The 510-nt window shown below is 61.0% G+C and carries 1 pseudogene; it reads right to left on the bottom strand.

Annotation, left to right across the window (positions count from 1 at the left end):
* Nucleotides 1-307: 307 nt before the first annotated feature.
* Nucleotides 308-510, bottom strand: a pseudogene (locus tag VW35_RS21650) (hypothetical protein); the annotation flags it as partial.

Below are 510 nucleotides of genomic sequence, written 5' to 3'. Positions count from 1 at the left end.
TTAATCCTGCCTCAGTCCAGAATCAAAGCCGTTCCCAACCGGTCTGTCAGTGACGGTTTTGGTGGCAGACGCAATTCACGCCTCTGGAGTTGAGCGCGGCGTCAAAGGTGTATGACAGACAGCGGGTAGGATGTCCCACGATGGAGGCAACCGGGGGACACGATCCGAAGCGGCGTGCCCTCAGGGTGATGAGAAGAAGGTTCTTGTATCCGAGAACAGCGTCAAATGAATCTCGCTCGGCGGACAACCGCGCCTGGGCTGGTTCGGCTGAAGAGCTCTGCGCGATCAGCACGCCCCATGGTGGCCATTACCAGGACCGGGCCAAGAGATCAGGCGATCGCACAGCGTCCGCCATGGTCAGGCAGGCGCTAGGGAAATCGGCGTCGCTATCGGGGCTGTAATCGGCCGGATCGACAGTGCGTGCGCGCCACGCATCGACCGAAAGGCTCGTGACGATCATGACATAGGCGCGCGTATCCGCCGGCAAAGCTCCGCCGCCGTTGGCAACAT

Source organism: Devosia soli (genome assembly GCF_000970455.1).
Taxonomy (GTDB): domain Bacteria; phylum Pseudomonadota; class Alphaproteobacteria; order Rhizobiales; family Devosiaceae; genus Devosia; species Devosia soli.
Note: the sequence above shows the minus strand (reverse complement) of the source record. Positions and strands in the feature narration are given on the sequence as shown.